Annotated in this window: 13 protein-coding genes; 2 read left to right on the forward strand and 11 right to left on the reverse strand. The window is 70.7% G+C overall.

Annotated features, from left to right (window positions below; genetic code table 11):
- Positions 1-498: aminopeptidase N C-terminal domain-containing protein (locus Q8R27_RS08170; RefSeq protein WP_305698548.1), on the forward strand; the 498-nt coding region annotated here is incomplete at its 5' end.
- A gap of 150 nt (positions 499-648) precedes the next feature.
- Positions 649-3,183: an ATP-binding protein gene (locus Q8R27_RS08175; protein ID WP_305698549.1), complete on the forward strand. Its 2,535-nt coding sequence runs from the start codon at positions 649-651 to the stop codon at positions 3,181-3,183.
- Between the two features lie 88 nt (positions 3,184-3,271).
- On the opposite strand, the gene Q8R27_RS08180 is transcribed toward Q8R27_RS08175, so the two are convergent.
- The 11 genes from Q8R27_RS08180 to Q8R27_RS08230 form a co-directional block, all read right to left on the reverse strand.
- Positions 3,272-6,169, reverse strand: coding sequence for a bifunctional [glutamine synthetase] adenylyltransferase/[glutamine synthetase]-adenylyl-L-tyrosine phosphorylase (locus Q8R27_RS08180; RefSeq protein ID WP_371134667.1), 2,898 nt, complete (start codon positions 6,167-6,169; stop codon positions 3,272-3,274).
- 51 nt (positions 6,170-6,220) lie between these two features.
- Positions 6,221-7,621: a HAMP domain-containing sensor histidine kinase gene (locus Q8R27_RS08185; protein ID WP_305698551.1), complete on the reverse strand. Its 1,401-nt coding sequence runs from the start codon at positions 7,619-7,621 to the stop codon at positions 6,221-6,223.
- A 4-nt stretch (positions 7,622-7,625) separates the two neighbouring features.
- The gene (locus tag Q8R27_RS08190; protein ID WP_305698552.1) at positions 7,626-8,297 is read right to left on the reverse strand and encodes a response regulator transcription factor; all 672 of its coding nucleotides are present in this window, start codon (positions 8,295-8,297) and stop codon (positions 7,626-7,628) included.
- A gap of 6 nt (positions 8,298-8,303) precedes the next feature.
- Complete coding sequence (locus Q8R27_RS08195; RefSeq protein ID WP_305698553.1) at positions 8,304-9,917, reverse strand: Do family serine endopeptidase; 1,614 nt, start codon at positions 9,915-9,917, stop codon at positions 8,304-8,306.
- Between the two features lie 184 nt (positions 9,918-10,101).
- A complete protein-coding gene (locus tag Q8R27_RS08200) occupies positions 10,102-10,554 on the reverse strand; it encodes a cytochrome c-type biogenesis protein (protein WP_305698554.1) in 453 nt (150 codons plus the stop codon).
- Positions 10,551-12,527 carry a heme lyase CcmF/NrfE family subunit gene (locus Q8R27_RS08205; RefSeq protein ID WP_305698555.1) on the reverse strand — a complete coding sequence of 659 codons (1,977 nt, stop codon included), beginning with the start codon at positions 12,525-12,527 and terminating at the stop codon, positions 10,551-10,553. Before Q8R27_RS08205 ends, Q8R27_RS08200 begins: the two co-directional genes overlap by 4 nt.
- On the reverse strand, positions 12,524-12,994 hold the full coding sequence (gene ccmE, locus Q8R27_RS08210) for a cytochrome c maturation protein CcmE (protein ID WP_305698556.1): 471 nt from the start codon (positions 12,992-12,994) through the stop codon (positions 12,524-12,526). The genes Q8R27_RS08205 and ccmE overlap by 4 nt, the downstream gene beginning before the upstream one ends.
- Positions 12,991-14,088, reverse strand: a complete 1,098-nt coding sequence (ccmI, locus tag Q8R27_RS08215; RefSeq protein WP_305698557.1) for a c-type cytochrome biogenesis protein CcmI — start codon at positions 14,086-14,088, stop codon at positions 12,991-12,993. The genes ccmE and ccmI overlap by 4 nt, the downstream gene beginning before the upstream one ends.
- A gap of 49 nt (positions 14,089-14,137) precedes the next feature.
- The gene (locus Q8R27_RS08220) at positions 14,138-15,508 is read right to left on the reverse strand and encodes a hypothetical protein (protein ID WP_305698558.1); all 1,371 of its coding nucleotides are present in this window, start codon (positions 15,506-15,508) and stop codon (positions 14,138-14,140) included.
- A 105-nt stretch (positions 15,509-15,613) separates the two neighbouring features.
- Complete coding sequence (locus tag Q8R27_RS08225; protein WP_371134668.1) at positions 15,614-17,002, reverse strand: sensor histidine kinase; 1,389 nt, start codon at positions 17,000-17,002, stop codon at positions 15,614-15,616.
- The coding region (locus Q8R27_RS08230; RefSeq protein WP_305698559.1) for a response regulator transcription factor at positions 16,999-17,352 on the reverse strand (354 nt) is incomplete at its 5' end. The genes Q8R27_RS08225 and Q8R27_RS08230, both read right to left, overlap by 4 nt.

Consider the following 17,352-nt stretch of genomic DNA (forward strand, 5'->3'; position numbering starts at 1 on the left):
AACATGACCGACGCCATGGGCGGGATGCAGGCGCTGATGCTGGCGGGCGGCGAGCCGTTCGCCGAAGCGCTCAGCGACTTCTATGCGCGCTGGAAGGCTGAACCTCTGGTGATCGACAAGTGGTTCGCCCTGCAGGCCCGCGACCAGGGCGAAGGCGCCCTGGGCCGGGTGATGGGTTTGACCACCCACCCCGCCTTCGACCCGAAGAACCCCAATCGCCTGCGCGCCCTGGTGGCGACGTTCGGCGCCGGCAACCCGGCGGCGTTCCACGATCCCAGCGGCGCCGGCTACCGCTTCCTTGCCGACCAGATTCTGATGGTCGACGGGTTCAACCCGATGATCGCCGCGCGTCTTGTCGATCCGCTGGCCGGATGGCGGCGCTACCTGCCGGAGCTGGGGGCGCTGATGCGCGCCGAATTGACCCGCATCGCCGGATACGAAGGGCTGTCGAAGAACGTCTACGAACTGGTCACCCGCGCGCTCGCCGAGAGCACGTGAAGACCTGACCGAGTCTTCGGAATCACACTTTGCGGAATTCTCGCCTGACAGGCGATCTTGGCCTTACGAACCGGTGACGCGGGCCAAGCTGACGCGTAGACTCTGCTTTGAGTTGGGGTGACTCGGGTTCAGCGCGGAGGCAGGGCGGCGTTGTCCGGACGCGCGGGGGGAGATGCGGCGGCGCAAAAGCCGGACCGCAAAGGCGTAGGGCTTGCGCCTAACGCCAGGCCTGCGTCGACGCAGTCGTTCGCGCGGATCGCTATCCTGTCGACCCTGCTGCTGCTGGCCGTCTACACCGCTGTTGCGGTGGCCCGGATCCAGCGCGAGCCCCAGGCTTCGAGCATAACCAACGCCGGGCTTGGTGGTCGCGCCGAGGCGTTGGCCGCGCGCGTCGACGTCGAAGCCGCCGCCTTGCGCGGAGGGCTGGGCGCGGCCCGCGAGACTCTGACCCGTCGCCCTGACGCGCCGATGGACGCGCTGGAGGCCGGGCTCGCCGCGTCCGGCGGCGCGGCGATGGCTCTGGCCCTGTTGAGCGAAGAGCAACTGGTCGCAGTGACTGGAAAGCCGCCTGGCGTCGACTGGCCGGCGGCGGCGCGCGAGGCCGCCCGGGCGAACCGCGAGATCTGGTTCGGCGTGGCTGGCGACAAGGTCCCGATGCTCGCCGCCGCAACACCTGTCGCAACCGCCAAGGGTCGCCGCTGGATCCTGGCTGTCGGCGATCCGCAGAAGCTGTCAGCGCTGCTGGACGGACGTCGCGTCGAGGCTCTGGCCGCCGCCGGCGGGCGCGTGATCGCAGCCTCCGGAGCCGGAGGCGTCGACTCCGCCGAAAGCGTCAACGCCGCCTTCGCCTTGGCGCCTGAGGAGCTGAAGTACGACCGGCCGGTGCGCGCCGAACGGCCCGACGGCGCCGCGCTCGACCTGGTGGCGCGACCTGCCGCGGGCGGGGCCTTGCTGGCCCTGAGCGCCGCCGCGGCCGCGCCGTCCGAGGCCGCGACGACCGCCGAACGCCTGGTGTGGCTGCTGGCGCCGCTGGCGGTGGCGTTCCTGCTGGGCCTGCTGCTGATGATGCAGAGCCGCAGGGTCGAGCAGGCGCAACGCGCCTACGCCGACAGCGAACAGCGCTTCCGCTTGGCGGTGGAGGCGGCGCGCTGCGGCATCTGGGAATGGGACCTGGCCGCCGACCGCATGTTCATGTCCGACGTCACCGGTGCGATCTTCGGCTGGGGCGGCGGCGGGGTGGTCGAAGGCGCGCAGGTGCTGGACCGAGTCGCCGCCGACCACCGTTCGCGGCTCAAGGACGCTCTGGCCAGCGCCGCGAACTATGGGGCGTTCGACGTATCGCTGCGCATCCCCAACCCCGAGGGCGGGCGCGCCACCTGGATCGACGCGCGCGGCCAGGCCTTCGGTCGACGCCCCGGGGGCGGCTACGCCCAGATCATCGGCGTGGCGTTGGACGTCACCGAGGAACGCTACGCCCAGGCCCGCGCCCAGGCCGCCGAGAACCGCCTGCGCGACGCCATCGAGAGCGTGTCGGAGGCCTTCGTGCTGTGGGACCGCCGCGGCGCGCTGCTGATGTGCAATCAGAACTACCGCAGCATGTTCGGACTGGACGCCGCCATGCTGCGCCCGGGCGTGGCGCGCCAGAAGATCAACGCCATCGCCAACCTGGCCATCAAGCGCCAGATCCCGGCGTCGTCGGGCAAGGGCGAGCGCGAGGCCGAACTCACCGATGGCCGCTGGATCCAGATCTCGGAGCGTCGCACCGCCGATGGCGGGCTGGTGATGACCGCCGCCGACGTGACCACAATCAAGGTCCAGGAAGAGGCTCGCCGGCTCAACGAGGAACAGCTGCAGCACGCCGTGGTCGGGCTGGAGCACAGCCAGGAGCAGCTCTCCGAACTCGCCCGCAAGTACGAGGCCGAGAAGATCCGCGCCGAGACCGCCAACCGCGCGAAGAGCGAGTTCCTGGCCAACATGAGCCATGAGCTGCGCACCCCGCTGAACGCGGTGAACGGCTTCTCCGAGATCATGGTCGCCGAGATGTACGGCCCGATGGGCGACGCCCGGTACAAGGAATACGCCCAGGACATCCTGAACTCCGGCCAGCACCTGTTGGCGCTGATCAACGACATCCTCGACATGTCGAAGATCGAGGCCGGCAAGATGAGCCTGAAGTTCGAGCCCCTGGCGTTGGAAGAGGTGGCCGAGGACGCCATACGACTGGTCCGCAACCGCGCTGAATCGGCCGGCCTGACACTGGAGATGGAGCTGGCCTATCTGCCCGAGGTCGAGGCTGACTACCGCGCGCTGAAGCAGGTGCTGCTCAACTTGTTGTCCAACGCCATCAAGTTCACGCCGCGCAGCGGGGTCATCCGCATCCATGCCGCAACGTCACGCGACTCCTTCGGCGAACGCGTGCGGGTCAGCGTCAGCGACACCGGCATCGGCATCGCCGCCGAGGACCTTGCACGGCTGGCGAAGCCGTTCGAGCAGATCGAGAACCAGCATTCGAAGACCCAGCAGGGTACGGGCCTGGGCCTGGCCCTGACCAAGTCGCTGGTGGAGATGCACGGCGGCGTGCTGGACATCAGCAGCGCCCCAGGAGAGGGCACCACCGTCAGCTTTGTCCTACCGGTCCGCCAGGGACGCGAAGGACTGGCGGTGGCCGGAAGCGCGGCCGCCTGACTTCAAACCACAGATCATGCTCAAGCTTGCCCAAACGCGCTGACTTTCAGTGCTGACACCCTCGTCGCAAGTGAGCGTCAGACCGGCCCTATGACGCCACCAGCGCGTCATAGGCCTGCCGGGCAGCCTTGCGCGCCTTGGTGAGCGCCGCCTTCAGGCCGCGAAAGTCACGTACGCCGCCGGCCCGCGCCAGCAGGGCGCGGAACGCCTTGGGCTCGGCGTCGGGATCGGGGTCGTCTCCGAGGGCGACCTTGAGCAGTTGCGTCAGGTCCTGTTGCAGCTTCCACGCCCGTTCCAGCACTGCCAGCGGTGCGGCGGGCGCGAGGCCGAGCTCCCGCAACGCCGCCAGCGCCTCGGCGGTGTTGGGCTTCAGCGGTCCGCCATCGGCAGCGTGGACGAGCTGCAGGTACTGGGCGGCGAACTCCACGTCGACCAGGCCGCCAGGCGACAGCTTCAGGTCCCACGGTCCCTTGGGCGGGCGTTCCTCCTCCAGCAGCTTGCGCATGTCGCGCACGTCGGCCGCGGTGCGCGCCCGGTCGCGTGGACGGCGCAGTACGGCCTCGATGGCGGCCTGAGCCTCGGCGGCGAAGGCCTCGGAGCTCGCCCACACCACCCGTGCGCGGGTCAGGGCCAGCAGCTCCCAGGTCTCGGCCTCGCCCTCGTAGTAGCTTTCGAACGCGCCATAGCTCACCGCCACCGGTCCGGCGGTGCCCGAAGGGCGCAGCTGCATGTCGACTTCGTAGAGCTCGCCTTCGCCCGTCGGCGTCGACAGCGCTGCGATCAGCCTTTGGGTGAAGCGGCCGTAGAAGGTCTCCGCTCCCCACCCCTTCCCGGTCGAGGCCGCGGCGGGCGCGTCGGCGCGGTAGAAGGTCATCAGGTCGAGATCGGAGCCGGCGCTCATCTCGCGCGAGCCGCACTTGCCCAGCGCCACTACGGCGACCTGGCCGGGGAACGCCCCGCCCAGCCGCTCGGCTTCGGCCAGGGCGGCCGGCGCCAGGGCCTCGATGCAGAGGTCGGCGAGATCGGCGAAGGCGCGGCCCGCCACCTCGGCGCTGACCGCGCCGCTCATCACCAGCACGCCGACCCGGAACGCCTGTTCGCGGTGCACGCGGCGCACGGCGTCCATGGAGGCCTCGAAGCCGTCGGCGCGCGCCATGGCGGCGGCCAGGACATGATGATCCTCTTCGCGGTCGATTGGCTGGAAAAAGGCCGCGTCCAGCATGGCGTCCACGGCCGCCGGGCGGCGCGCCAGCGTCACCGCCAGGCGCGGCGCGAAGGCCATCACCTGCACCACCAGTTCGAACAGGCGATGCTGGGCGAGGAACAGCGACTGGATCTGCACCCCTGAGGACAGGCGCCCGAAGAAATCTGAAAAGCGGTTGAAGGCCTCGTCCGGCGCGCCGGTGGCCTGCACGGCCTCCAGCAGGCGCGGAGCCAACCGGGTGAACAGCTCGCGTCCCCGCTCGGTGCGGGTGGCCGCGATATGGCCGTGGTGCCAGCCGCGGATGGTCTGGGACACGCGGGCAGGGTTGGAGAAGCCCATCCGCGCCAGGGTCGCCAGAGTCTCCGGATCGTCATCAACGCCGGTGAAGATCAGGCTGCCGAAACGCGACGACAGTTGCTCCTCGTCGGGGAACAGCTCGCCATAGCGATTGTTGACCGTGCGCAGCACCCTGCCGATCGCCGCGTCGAAGCTGGGAAGGCGGTCGAAACCCCACAAGGTCGCCACCTTGCGACGATCAGGATCGGATTCCGGCAGGCGATGCGTCTGTTCGTCGGCGACCATCTGGATGCGATGCTCGACGGCTCTCAGATCGGCATAGGCTTTGGCGAGCTCAACGCCCGCGGCGGCTGTCACGTGCCCGGCGTCGACCAGGGCTCGCAGGGCGTCCAGCGTGCGGCGGTTGCGCAGGTCGGGGTTGCGGCCGCCCAGGATGAGCTGCTGGGTCTGCACATAGAACTCGATCTCGCGGATGCCGCCGCGGCCGAGTTTCAGGTCGACGCCCTTGGCCGACATCCGCTCGTCCACCTTGTGGACGTGGATCTGACGCTTGATCGAATGGATATCGGCGATGGCCGCGAAATCGAGGTTCTTGCGCCAGACGAAGGGTCGAAGCTCGTCCAGGAACGCCTGGGCTGCGATCAGGTCGCCTGCGCAGGCCCTGGCCTTGATGAAGGCCGCGCGCTCCCAGTTCTGGCCGACGCTCTCGTAGTAGTCGAGGGCGGCCGGGACCGGCACCGCGGGCGGCGTCGACGAGGGGTCGGGGCGCAGGCGCAGGTCGACACGGAACACGTAGCCGTCGGCGGTGCGCGCCTGCATGAGCTCGGCGACGCGCTGCGTCAGGCGCACGGCGAAGCCCTGGCTCTCGACGCCATCGGCCAGAGGCAGGGCGTCGGGCTCGTAGAAGACCGAGATGTCGATGTCGCTGGAGTAGTTGAGCTCGAACGCCCCCTGCTTGCCCATGGCGACGCAGAACCAGCCTGGCACGGGCCCCTCGTCGCCCTGGCCCAGACGCGTCAAGCGGCCTGCGACGAGCTCCTCGCGCGCCGCGATCCGCAGGGCCGCGCCCAGGGACGCGTCGGCGAAGCGGGTCAGGGCGCCAGTCACTGCGTCCAAGTCCCACACTCCGCCCAGGTCGCAGAGCGCCGTGAGCAGGTGCAGCTCGGCCTTCAACTGGCGAAGCGCGCGCGCCGCGGCGGCGCTGTCGAGGTCGGCGGCCTGCACCGTCTCCGTCAGCAGGGTTCCCAGGCGCTCGGCAGGATCGGCGGCGAGCAGCACGCCCAGCCTGGCCGGTTCGCGGCGCGCGAGGCCCGCCAGGTAGTCCGAGGCCCCAAACACCGGGGCGAGCGCCGGCCACGCCTTATCGAGGCGATCGGCCCAGCCCTCGGCCTGGCTGGCGGCGGTCAGGATCTCGTGCGGGCGCTGGGCGGCCTTTGCATCGAACACAGGGCCGCAGGGCGTCATCAGGTCGGCGAGCGCGCTCATCGGCGCGACCATCGCCTGCGTCGAGCGAGCACGCCAGCCCGGAAGCGCCGCTCAAACCCCGCGCGGCAGGACGACGGCGACCCGCAACCCTGGCCCGTGAGCGCCGACGCGACCCGGTCCTTCGTCCAGTTCCAGGCGGCCGCCATGCGCCTGGGCGATGGCGGCGACCAGGGAGAGGCCCAGTCCGGCGCCCGGCGCATTGCGGCTGTTCTCCAGGCGCACGAAGCGTTCGACCACCCGCTCTCGGTCGGGTTCGGGTACGCCCGGACCGGTGTCGGTCACCGAGAACTCAACCTCGCCCGACGAGCGACGGCGCACGCGCAGGCGGATCGCGCCGCCGGCCGGCGTGTACTTGACCGCGTTGTCGAGGATGTTGGCCAGCGCCTGGGCGAGGAACTCACGGTCGCCGCGCACGGCGATGTCCTGGGCGAGCTCGGCGTCGAAGGCCACGCCCTTGTCCTCGCACAGCGGCGCGTAGAGCTCGGCCACGTCGGCGGCCAGCGCGGCGGGGTCGAATAGTTCCGGATCGGGCGCCGCGCCCGCCGCCTGCAGCCGCGCGATCGACAGCACGGCCCCGAAGGTGCGCAACACGCCGTCGGCGTCCTCAATCGCCTGGCTCAAGGCCTGGGCTGGGTCGCCGCGGCCGGCGGCGACGTCCAGATAGGCGGCCTCCAGTTGGGCGCGCATGCGGGTCAGGGGACTTCGCAGATCGTGGGCGATGGCGTCGCCAGCGTGCTGGTGGCCCTGCATCGACCGCTCGAGGCGTTCCAGCATGTCGTTCAGCCCCTCGGCCAGTTCGTCGAACTCGTCGCCCGATCCGCGCACTGGCGCGCGCGCCGCCAGATCGCCGTTGCGCACCGCGACCACCACGCCGCTCAGGCCGGCGACGCTGCGGCTGACATTGCGGCTGACCAGCACGCCGCCGATCAGGCCCAGCACCACGACCAAGGCGCCAGCCCCCCAGAGCGCGCCGACGATCTTCAGCACATAGGCGTCGTCCTCGCTGACGTCGGCGCCGACGAACAGCGCCTCGCCGCCCGCCAGCCGCGCCTGCAGCCCGCGCGCCGGATGCGGGACTGCGCCGCCTGTGTCTCGCTGGAGAATGGAGAAATCTATCCAGATATCGCCCTCGCCCGCCGCGCCCACCGGCGAGCGGCCGATCGAGCCGGCCAGACGCTCGCCGCGCGGATCGCTGAGCAGGTAGACGAACGGACGATCGCCGGCGGTGCGCGCGGCCAACTCCCGCACCAGACCGCCGCGGCCGGCGCTGCGGTAGACAGCAGAAAGTGCGCGCGTCTCCTCCGCGATCTCCCGGTCGGTCCGCCGCGTCGCCTCGCCGGCGGTGACGACATAGATGTAGCCGAGGAACGCGCCCGCCGAGGCCGCGAAGAGGGCCAGGAACAACAGGGTCAATCTGAACGGGGTGGTGCGCAGCAGCCTGGGCAGGCGCACGGCGTCAGGCGTCCAGGCGGTAGCCGGCGCCGCGCACCGTCTGCAGCATCGGCCGGTCAAACCCCTTGTCGATCTTGGCGCGCAGCCGCGACACATGCACGTCGATCACGTTGGTCTGTGGGTCGAAGTGGTAGGCCCAGACCTTCTCCAGCAGCATGGTGCGGGTCACCGAATGGCCGGCGTGACGCATCATGTATTCCAGTAACTGGAACTCGCGCGGCTGCAGGTCGATGGCGCGGCCCTGGCGGTGCACCGTGCGCCCAATCAGATCCATCTCGAGATCGCCCACCCTGAGCAGGGTCTGCACCGATCCGGTCTCGCGCCGCCGCGACAACGCCTCAACGCGGGCGATCAGTTCGGCGAAGGCGTAGGGCTTGACCAGATAGTCGTCGCCGCCCGCCTTCAAGCCCGCCACCCGGTCATGGATTTCGCCCAGCGCAGACAGGAACAGAGTCGGCGTCGCGTCGCCCTCGCGCCGTAGCGTCTGGACCAGTTCCACGCCGTCGAGGCGCGGCAGCATGCGGTCTACGATCAGTACGTCGAACCCGCCGCCGCGCGCCTCCGTCAGCCCCGCTTCGCCGTCTGCGGCGCAGACGCAAACGTGACCCGCTTCCGAAAGGCCGCGGGCCATGGCGTCGGCGGCGTCTCGATCGTCCTCGACGACGAGAATGCGCATAGCACTCTAGCCGGTGACTTTCAGCGGCAGGAACGAGGTTCGGCCATTGCGGTGGACGCCCAGCAGCACGCTTTGGCGACCGGCCTTCTTGGCGCTGTCGACGGCGCTGGCGAAGTCCGACGCGGTGGCCACGTCGCGGTCGCCGGCGCGCACGATCACGTCGCCGCGGCGCAGACCCTTCTGGCCGGCGTCGGAGGTCTGCTCGACCCCGTCGATGACCACGCCGCGCACGTCGGCGTCGACGCTGTAGCGGCGGCGGGCCGCCTCATCCAGCGGGGCCAGCGACAGGCCGAGCACCGCCGGAAGCTGGACGGAGCTTTCCGCCCCGCCCCGCGCACCCGGCGTTCGGCCGGTGTTGTCGTTGGCCGCCAGCTCGCGCTCGGACGGGCGCACGCCGGAGCGCACCTCGACCACCTTCTTCTTGCGGTCTCGCAGCACGTCCAGCTTCAGGGTGTCGCCGGCGCGGGCCTTGGCCACTTCGCGGGTCAGCTCCGACGAGGTCTTCACCGTATGGCCGTTGACCGCGGTGACCACGTCGCCCGGCTGCAGGCCGGCGCGCTGGGACGGGCCGCCGGCGACCAGGTCGGCGACGATCGCGCCGCGTTGTTCCGGCACGCCCTGGGCCTCTGCCATCTCGGCGGTGTAGTTCTGGATCGTCGCGCCGATGTAGCCGCGGGTGATCTTGCCGCCGGCCATAAGTTGCTTGGTGATGCCGTCGGCGACGTCGGCGGGCACCGCGAAGCCGATCCCCACCGAACCGCCGGACGGCGAGAAGATCGCCGTGTTCACGCCGATCACCCGGCCATAGATGTCGAAGGTCGGGCCGCCGGAGTTGCCCCGGTTGATCGGCGCATCGATCTGGATGTAGTCGACGAAGGTTTCGCCGATGTCGCGCCCGTAGGCCGAGATGATGCCGGCGGTCGCCGTGCCGCCCAGGCCAAAGGGGTTGCCGACGGTGATCACCCAGTCGCCGACGCGCGGCTTGGCCGAGTTCTCGAAGTTCACATAGGCGAAGCCCTGGCCCTTGACCTTGAGCACGGCGATGTCGGTGCCTTCGTCGCGGCCGACCACGACCGCTTCGAGCTCGCGTTCGTCCTTGAGCACGACCTTGATGGTCTCGGCGTTCTCGACCACGTGGTTGTTGGTGACGATGTAGCCGTCCTGGCTGATGAAGAAGCCCGAGCCTGAGGACTGCTGGGTCGGCATGCGCGGCTGGCCGCCGCGCGTGGAGCCGCCCGGCGATCCACCCTTGGGCGCGCCGCCCTCGGGCGCGGCGTCTTCGCCCTCGCCCTCTTCTTCATCGCCGCCCGGCGCCTGGCGCGGAACGATGTCGAAGGGGAAGTTCTCGAAGCCCGGGATCTTGCGCAGCGCGCCGGCGTCCACCCGCGAGGTCACATTGATCGACACCACGGCGGGAGACACCTTGTCGAAGATGTCGGCGAAGGACATCGGCGCGCCGGGCGGCGGGGCGAAGATGGGCGCTGTGGAGGCTTTGATGAACTGCCCGCCGCGATCGGCGCCGTCCTGCGGCTGCAGCACGCCCGCGCCGGCCACGGCGGCGGCCATCACGCCGGCGCCGGCCAGGGCGCCCAAAACATAACCGGTCTTCTTCGAAGTCATCTGGTTCTCAATCCCTGCAGGCCCGGACGGAAACGTCGGTCCCGCGCTGACACCTAGGTGCGATGCACCGAAGCGCAACGCCGCTCAAGTTACGTTTAGGTCACCCTGCGCGCTTCTTCACGTCCTTATCTTGGCGCAAAGGTGTCAGGCGGTCTGACAGACGTGAACAGGCGCGCCTTTCGCTTCATGCGGGCGGGTCTTGCGAGAGCGCGGCCAGCCGTTCCCGTTCGGCGTCGGTGAGCGGAGGGCTCGGCGGCGTAGCCCGCAGGCGCGCTCGCAGCAGCAACAATCCGCCCAAGGCCGCCAGGAACGGCGCCGACCAGAGCGCCGCGTTGCCCCAGTTGAACGCCGGTTTCAGCAGCACGAACTCGCCGTAGCGGTCGGTGAGATAGGCCTTCACCTGCGCCTCGCTGGCGCCGGCCGCGACCTGGTCGCGCACCGTGCGGCGCAGGTCGTGGGCGAGTTCGGCGTCGGAATCGTCGATCGACTCGTTCTGGCAGACCATGCAGCGCACCTGCGGGAAGATCGCGCGGGCGCGGGCTTCCTGGGCCGGGTCCGGCAGCCGCTCGGCGGGGTCGGATGCGGCGCCCATGCAGAACACGGCGGCGAGCGCGGCGAAGGCCGCGCGGAGCCTCACGACGCCGCCTCGGCGCGGCGGCCGACGGCCAGCCGCAGCCTGCGGTCGGACAGCGATACGAGGCCGCCCAGAGCCATGATCACCGGCCCGAAGAAAATCAGCGACGCCCAGGGATTCCAGTAGGCGCGAACCAGCCACACCGATGCGCCCGACGCCGACGCCCGACGCTCGCCCAGCACCAGATACAGGTGGCTGGCGCCGCGCTGGCAGATCGCCACCTCCGAGGTGGTCTGGCCGCCGGTGAGGAAGAACCGTCGCTCGGGCGCCGCCTCGCAAACCAGCCGCTCGCCGCGGGTGGCGCGGATACGGCCGCGTTCGGCCAGGTAGTTGGGCCCTTCGACCGCGCGCACGTCCTCTAGCACTAGATGGTAGGCGCCGACGTCGAGCGATCCGCCGATCGGCAGGGCCTGCGCGGCCTCGGCCTTCCAACTGGTCTCGAAACAGGCGCCGAGGACGAAGACGCCGAGGCCAGCGTGGGCGAGGGTCATGCCCCAGGCGCCGCGCGGCAGGCGCACGAGACGGCGCAGGCTCTCGGCGGCGGGCACGCGGAAGGCGCGCACCCGCTCGGCCAGTTCAGCGCCTGCGCCGGCGATCAGCCAGGCGCCGGCCGCCACCCCTATCGCTCCGAACGCATGGCGCGGATCGACGAGCGCGAAGGCTGCGAGCCCTGTTGCGAGCGCGATAAGGGCTGCCGCCCACAATCGCTGAAGCACTCCAGCCGCGTCGCCGCGCTTCCAGGCAAGTAGCGGGCCCGCCGGCAGCAGCAGCAGTAACGCGCCCATCAACGGCACGAAGGTCAGCGTGAAGTAGGGCGGGCCGACCGAGATCGCCTCGCCGCTCACCGCCTCGCGGATCAACGGATAGAGCGTGCCCAGCAGCACTGTGGCGGTGGCGGCCGCGAGAAGCACGTTGTTGAGCACCAGGCTGCTCTCGCGGCTGATCGGGGCGAACACTCCGCCCGGCGTGAGGGCTGGCGCGCGCCAGACGAACAGGGCGAACGCCGCGCCCGACGCTACGCCCAATATGGCCAGCAGCAGCACGCCGCGGGTCGGGTCGACGGCGAAGGCGTGGACCGAGGTGAGAACCCCGGATCGGACCAGGAAGGCGCCCAGCATCGAGAAGGTGAAGGCCGCCAGCGCCAAGAACACCGTCCAGCCGGCGATCGCGCCGCGTTTCTCGGTGACGATGGACGAATGCAGAAGGGCGGTGGCCACCAGCCACGGCATGAAGCTGGCGTTCTCCACCGGGTCCCAGAACCACCACCCGCCCCAGCCGAGCTCGTAGTAGGCCCAGAAGGCGCCCAGCGTGATGCCGATGGTCAGCATGCTCCAGGCGGCGAGGGTCCAGGGTCGCACCCAGCGCGCCCAGGCCGCGTCCACGCGACCTTCGATCAGCGCGGCGACGGCCAGCGAGAACACCACCGACATGCCCACGTAGCCCGCGTAGAGGAACGGCGGATGAACGGCCAGCGCCGGATCCTGCAGCAGGGGATTGAGCGAGCGGCCCTCGACCGGCGGCTGCGCCAGCCGCGCCATCGGGTTGGATGCGAACACGGTGTAGGCCAGGAACAGGACGCCCAGAGCGCCTTGCGTCGCCAGCGTCAGCGCCCGCAAGCCTGCCGGCAGGCCGCGCCCGAACGCCGCCACCCCCGCCCCATACCCGGCCAACGCCAGGCACCACAGAAGCATCGAACCCTCGTGACTGCCCCAGGTCCCGGCGACGCGGTAGAGCAGCGGCTTGGCGGTGTGGGAGTTGGCGGCGACGTTGGCGACCGAGAAGTCGGAGACGACGAAGGCATGCATCAGGGCTGCGAAGGCCACCGCGAGCGCCAGGAAGCCGGCGATCGCCGCGCCCTCCCCGGCCGCGGCCAGGGGCTGCGAGCGGCGCAGCCTCGCGGAACCCGAAAGGCCCGTCTGGGCGAGCGACAGCACCAGGGCCAGGCACAGTGCGAAGGCGCCGATCTCGATGATCATTTCCGCGCCTGGCCTGCGTCACCGCGCCACTCGCCCTGCTCCTTGAGCGCCTTGGCGACCTCGCGCGGCATGTAGCGCTCATCGTGCTTGGCCAGCACCTGCTTGGCCTCGAACACGCCGTCGGCGCGGAAAGCGCCCACCGCGACGATCCCCTGGCCTTCGCGGAACAGGTCCGGCAGGTCGCCATGGAAGGTCACCCGATCGGACGCCTCGTGGTCGGAGACCGTGAATTCGACGCGCCCGTCGGGGTGCTTGACCACGCTGCCCGCCGTCACCAGCCCGCCGAGCTGGATCGCGCGGCCGGCCGCTGGCTTGGCAGCGTGCGCCTGCGAGGGCGTGTAGAAGAACGAGATCGTGTCGCGCAGGCCCCACAGGGTCAGCCCCGCCGCCAGGGCCAACACCGGAGCGATCGCGGCCACCAGGGTCAGGCGTCGCCGCGCCTTGGGGGACTTCGGCAGCCAGCTCACGGGGCGGTCCTGGGCGCTGTGATGGTCATCGGTTGCGCTCGCGCGGCCTCGTCCAGATCGCGCAGCACATCCGCCCGGCCGGCGTAGCGTACCCGGGCCGTCGCCAGCGCGGCGTCGCGCGCCGTCGCATCGCCAAGCACGGCGTAGGAGCGGACCAGCCTGACCCAGCCGGGCGGGTCGTCCGGGGCGACGCGCAGCCGCTCAGCGAGGCCAGAGACCATGCCGCGGATCGCCGCGCGCGTTGGGTCATCGGCCGCGGCGGGCGTGCGCCCGTGCTCGGCCTCATAGATCGCCGCCTGCAGCGCACGCCGCCGGCCGTCGTCCGGCCCCATGTCCGCCAGCAACTCGCGCCACATGCGGACGCCGCTTTCGCGGTCGCCGGCCTCGATGCTTGCGCGGGCGAGATGGAACCGGGCGCTCATCGAGCGGGGGTTTCGTTTCAGGCCCTCGCGAAACGCCGCGACGGCGTCGGGCGTGGCCGCGCCGTCCGCCTGGGCGGTCAGCGCCTCGCCCAGCATGTCCCAGAGGTCGCCGCGCTCTGGCGCGACCGCGACCGCGCGGCGAAGCGCGACCGTGGCGGCGTTGATATCCTGCGAAGCCGCCTCCGCCATCGCCAGATAACGCAAGGTGTCGGGGTCGCGCGGGCGCTCGGCGGCGAGCGCGCGCAGCACTGCGGCCATCTGAGGCGGGGCGAGCGATTCGGGATCGGCGTCGCGCCAAGCGGCGAGCCGCTGAACGTATGGTTGATCGCGAGCGCCCAGATCGCCGACGGCCAGATACAGGCCCGCCGCCGCCAACGGCGCCGCAATGGCGGCGATCAGGATCGGCCTGCGCCCTCCCGCCGCGACCCAGGGTGCGGACCCGGCGTCGGCGGCCGCCAATAGGCGGCGCGCGGCCTCGGCATGGGCGCCGCGGCGTTCGGCGTCCGACAGCAGTCCACGTTCGGCGAGTTCGTCGATCTCCCCGAGCTGGCGGCGGTAGAGTCCGAGCGTGGGATCGACGAGCTGCGCGCGCGAGGCGGCGGCGGCGCGATGCAGGATGATCACCGCAGCGGCGGCGGACATGACGCCTGCGACGGCCCAGAAAGCGATCATGGGCGCGCGTGTAGCCGAAAGCGGTCGTCAGCGCGAGCCTGACCTGCGGTCAGGCCTCGGGTTCGGGATGCGACTCGACGCAGGCGGCGAGCATGCGCCGGCGGATGATCTCGGCGGCCTTGGGGTCTCGGATCAGGGCGCTGAACTCGGCGGCGGCCTCCAGGCGGGCGCGGGCGAGACCAGGATCTGCGACCTCGCCCTCGCGCAGACGGTCGAGGACCTCTTCGACATAGTGATCGATCGTCTCGCCCAGCTTCTCGCAGAGCTTGGTGCGCGCCGAGGCGAAGCCGCCGTAGTTGGCGCTCGAGCGGATCTGATGGGTGAAGGTGAGCAACGTCATGGCGCGGGTGAACGCGCTGGGATCTAGAGGGATGTCCAAGCGCGGCACCTGCTTGAACAGCCGCGCGATCTTCGCGCCCTGTGTCGGCAGCGCGTCGCCGGCCGCTTTTTCCGCGGCGCGCAACCGGTCTTCGACACAGGCGGCCAATGCCTGCTTCTGCTTGGCGAGCCTGGAGCCCCATGGTCCGGCGCGCGCCAGTTCGATGGTCTGTTCCAGCTCGCTGATACGCAGCGTGACGTCCTCGACCACCTTGGCGGCCGCGAGACCAGCGCGCGGGCCGCCGTCGACGTCCAGCTTGGCGATGGCGACCAGACCAAGATCGATGTCGTCCATCACCCTAAGCGCGAAACCGGCGCATTCCGACTGCGCCAGATAGGTCTCATGCGGACGATCCATGACCGCGGAGATGATCCGCAACACCATCCAGGGACTGGCGAGCTGGCCGGCCAGCATCTCGAAGAATCGCGGCCCGGCGTCCTCGGCGACGTCGACGGCGTCCTTGTAGGCCAGGCGCGCCGCGGCGGTGTTCTCGTCGCTGGTGCGGCTGATCCATTCGCCCAGGCGCCGCGTCGCCGCGCGTCCGATAGGGCCCAGGTCCAGGCAACTGCAGAGCAGATCCGCGCCGCCCGGTCGCGCCAGGTCGCAGACTTCGGCCGCCGCGCGGAAGTCACGTTGTTCGCGGCGACGCAGGCCGTCCGCGGCGCGCGCGGCAAGAATGTCGAAGACGCCCGGATCGGGCTCATCGGCGCGCATCTCGACGGCGGCGGCGACCGCGATCGCCATCTCGTTCGGCGCGTCCTGCTTCAGGCCGCGCCAGATCAGCGCCAGCGCGCGCGTTGGAAAGGTCAGGCGGTCCGTAGCGCGTCCGTCGCCCAAGAACAGCGCCGCGACCGGCTGCAGCACGACATTGCGGAGCCGGCGGTCCTGGGCCTCGTGCTCCACCAGCCGGCGAACGCCGCCCAGGTCGCTGTCGAGGTCGGTGCTCGCGAGCGCGGCCTGCAACGCGCCAACCACCTTGTCGGGCGAGGACTCGACCAGGGTGCGGACAATCGCGATCTTGTGCGCGGACAAGCCAGGCATGGAAGTGTTCCGTGCGGAGTTTCCGCCCCGACACAATCACTGACGTCGGTTAAGGTTTTCCAAAGCCTAAGGTTTTCGCGAGAACGCGGGTCGCCGGGGCGCGGATCAGGCGTCGGCGCGCGGCAGAGTCAACTCCACCGCCAACCCGCCCATCGTTGTATCGCCCAGGGTAAGTGCGCCGCCGTAGGCTCGCGCCAACTCGTCGATGATCGACAGGCCGAGCCCTGATCCAGGCGCATCCTCGTCCAAACGAGCGCCCCGCCGCACCACCTCGTCGCGACGATCGGGGGGCAGCCCCTTGCCGTCGTCCTCAATCAGCAGGCGCAGCGTGGTGGGCCCCGATGCGGCGGCGCGCACGCGCACTCGCCCTTTGCACCACTTGCAGGCGTTCTCCATGGCGTTGCCGGCGATCTCCAGCAGGTCCTGGCGTTCGCCTTGGAACCACAGGTCGTCGGGGGCGTCCCAGTCAATGGCCACGCCCTTGTCGCGGTGGATGCGGTCCAGGGTGCGGGCCAGTTCGTCGAGGACGTCAGCCACCGAGGTCCGCTCTCCGGACCCTTGCGAGCGGGCGGCGGCGCGGGCGCGTCGCAGATGGTGGTCCACCTGCTGGCGCATGGTTTCGGCCTGGCGCGACACCACCTCGCTGAGCGGCCCGGGTCGCTGGGCGGCCTCAGTGACGATCACCGAAAGCGGCGTCTTCAGCGCGTGGGCCAGGTTGCCGACATGGGTGCGCTGGCGCTCCACGACCTCCTGGTTGTGGGCCATCAGGGCGTTCAGCTCGTCGGCCAGCGGCAGCAGTTCGCTGGGATAGGTCCGCTGCAGCCGCTCGGCCTGGCCGCGGCGCACGGATGCGACCTCACGCCGCAGGGCGAACAGCGGGCGCAGGCCGACGCGGACCTGCAGCACCACGGCGGCGACCAGGCCCACGCCCAACAGGATGAAGGCGATCGCGGTTGCGGCGATGAAGTTGCGGATGTCGCGGTTGACCGGCGTGCGGTCCTCGGCGGCGACGAACACCACCGGCGCCGCGCGTCCTGGCAACCGGGCCTGGGAGGCCATGGCGCGCAGCGGCTCGCCCAACGGGCCGCGGATGTCGTAAGGCGCAGGCTTGCCGGGCTGGGCCGCCATGGTCTCGACGACCTTGGCCGGCGTCGGCAGTTCGCTGTCCCAGAGGGAGCGCGAGCGCACCAGGACGCGGATGCGCCCCTGACCGGCGGGTTCGCCGATCTGCCAGTACTTGCCGGAGTAGGCCCGCAGCGCGCGCAGGTCGGTGAGCGCGGGCGCGATCACCTCGCCGCGGTCGCCCACCGTGGCGCCCGCCAACAGGTTGTCGATCAGTTCCGCCAGCCCCTGGTCGAAACGGCGCAGCGCCGCCTGCTGGAACAGCAGCGCCAGCACCAGGGCCGAGACCAGCAGCACCGCCAGGCTCCAGCCGGCCGCCAGGATCACCAGGCGGCGGACCAGGGACGGACGGCGCAGGGCCTCCAGGTTCACGATCGCGCCGCCTCGTCCCCCATCTCGTCGTCGGGGCAGATCAGCCGATAGCCCAGACCACGGGCGGTCTCGATGCGGTCGGGACCGATCTTTTTGCGCAGCCGGCCGATGAACACCTCGATGGTGTTGGAGTCGCGGTCGAAGTCCTGGTCGTACAGGTGCTCGACCAGCTCGGTGCGGCTGATCACACGGCCCTGGTGCATCATCAGATAGTGCAGCAGGCGGTATTCGAGCGAGGTCAGACGCAGAGGCTCACCGTTCACCGAGGCGCGGGCCGCGCGGGGGTCGAGGCGCAGGCCGCCCAGCGCGAGGCTGGGCGCGGCGTGGCCGGCGGAGCGGCGCAGCAGGGC

The sequence above is a fragment of the Phenylobacterium sp. genome, assembly GCF_030697305.1.
Lineage (GTDB): Bacteria > Pseudomonadota > Alphaproteobacteria > Caulobacterales > Caulobacteraceae > Phenylobacterium.

Excerpts from the sequence above, each read along its gene's own strand:
- Q8R27_RS08180 (WP_371134667.1), bottom strand. The coding sequence starts at position 6,169 with ATGAGCGCGCTCGCCGACCTGATGACGCCCTGCGGCCCTGTGTTCGAT.
- Q8R27_RS08190 (WP_305698552.1), bottom strand. The coding sequence starts at position 8,297 with ATGCGCATTCTCGTCGTCGAGGACGATCGAGACGCCGCCGACGCCATG.
- Q8R27_RS08195 (WP_305698553.1), bottom strand. The coding sequence starts at position 9,917 with ATGACTTCGAAGAAGACCGGTTATGTTTTGGGCGCCCTGGCCGGCGCC.
- Q8R27_RS08205 (WP_305698555.1), bottom strand. The coding sequence starts at position 12,527 with ATGATCATCGAGATCGGCGCCTTCGCACTGTGCCTGGCCCTGGTGCTG.
- ccmI (WP_305698557.1), bottom strand. The coding sequence starts at position 14,088 with ATGATCGCTTTCTGGGCCGTCGCAGGCGTCATGTCCGCCGCCGCTGCG.
- Q8R27_RS08220 (WP_305698558.1), bottom strand. The coding sequence starts at position 15,508 with ATGCCTGGCTTGTCCGCGCACAAGATCGCGATTGTCCGCACCCTGGTC.